Origin of the sequence: Pseudomonas cremoricolorata DSM 17059 = NBRC 16634 (genome assembly GCF_000425745.1) — a bacterium.
Lineage (GTDB): Bacteria > Pseudomonadota > Gammaproteobacteria > Pseudomonadales > Pseudomonadaceae > Aquipseudomonas > Aquipseudomonas cremoricolorata.
The window spans coordinates 1-1,627 of record NZ_AUEA01000025.1; the positions used below are offsets into that span (position 1 = coordinate 1).

General features: G+C 63.7%; 1 protein-coding gene. It reads right to left on the reverse strand.

Annotated features, from left to right (window positions below):
- A partial coding sequence (locus tag H618_RS0118820) for a methyl-accepting chemotaxis protein (RefSeq protein ID WP_028696536.1) occupies positions 1-1,457 on the reverse strand: 1,457 nt, incomplete at its 3' end.
- Between the last annotated feature and the right edge of the window lie 170 nt (positions 1,458-1,627).

Sequence of the window (1,627 nt, forward strand, 5' to 3'; positions counted from 1 at the left end):
GAGCGGATGGTGCCGAGAATCGACTGAATGGCGTTGCTGTCGCGCTCCAGTTGCTGGATCGACTGCGCCGACTGCTCGATTTCCTGGCTCAGGCGATCGACGCTGGTCACCGCGGCATCGATCTGCGCCTGCCCTTCGCGGGCCTGCTGCTGGCCGCTATCGGCCGATTGCGCGGCCTGGCTGCACGAGCGCGCCACCTCGTTGGCGGTGGCGACCATCTCGTGGAACGCCGTGGACACCATGTCCACCGCTTCGCGCTGGCGCCCGGCCGCGTCGGCCATGTCGCCGGAAACGCGGGTGGCGCTGGCCGAGCTGCTGAGGATCTTGCTGGCCGACTGGCCGATGTGCTGGATCAGGCTGCGGATGGCGCCAAGGAACTGGTTGAACCAGTTGGCCAGTTGCGCGGTTTCGTCGCGGCCGCGCACTTGCAGGTTGCGGGTCAGGTCGCCTTCACCCTGGGCGATGTCTTGCAGGCCACTGGAGACACTGTTGATCGGGCTGACGATGACCTTGGCGAATGCCGCGCCGATCACCGCGAACAGCGCTGCCAGCAGCACGGCGACGCCGCCGATCAGCCAGCTCAGGCGGGTTGCGCTCTGCATCACTTCGTCGTGCTGGATCAGGCCGATGAAGGTCCAGCCCAGTTGCTCGTCGGGGTACACGTTGGCCATGTAGCGCTCGCCGTTGAGCTGCACTTCGACCAGGCCTTTGCCGGCTTTGGCCAGGGTGGCGTAGTCGCCGCCGAGGCTGTCGAGCTGCTTGAAGTTGTGGCTGGCATCACGCGGGTCGACCAGCACGTTGCCGTTGTTCTCGATCAGCATCAGGTAGCCGCTTTCGCCGAGCTTGATCTTCTTGACGATCTCGGTCAGGCCGTTGAGCGAAACGTCGATGTTGATCACCCCGCCATTGGCACCGAAGGCATTGGCCACGGTGATGCCGGTGCTGATCAGCACGGTATCGTCGGCCGCCCAATAGTAGGCCTCGGAGCGCAGAGGCTTGCCGGGGCTGGCCATGGCTTTCTGGTACCAGGGGCGCTTGCGCGGGTCGTAGCCGTCGAGCTTGTTGCTGTTCGGCCAGCTCACATAGCCGCCGTCGGCCACGCCGTAGGACACATAGGCGTAGTCGGGGTGGGATTTGGCCAGGCGGTCGAAGTAGGTCAGCATTTCCTGCGACTGCTCGGTGAGCACGTAGGAGGGCTTGTCGGCCATGTACTTGTTGAGGTTGTCGCTCAGGCTGTTGAACATGGGCTGGGCGGCGAGAAAGGCTACGTTCTCGTCGATGCCCTTGAAGAACAGGCCCATGGCGTTACCCACCTGCCTGATCTCGCGGCTGCTGCTTTCGACGAAGTCATCGCGGGCCTCATCGCGCAGGTTGAAGACCACGATGGCGGCTACCAGGGCGATGGGCAGGCCGGCGATGACAGCGAAGGCCCAGGTGAGTTTGTGCTTGATGTTCATGACTACGCTCCGATTCTTGTTGTGCTGCAAGGCAGATGGTCTGGGCGAAGCAATCATTATTATGTGGGGCGCGTACTACGGGGTTGACGCACGCCGGGTGAACGGCGCGCGCGCGGTGCTGCGTTTCAGGTGCGGAAGCGTCTGACCAACGCATCCAGCTCGTTGGAAAA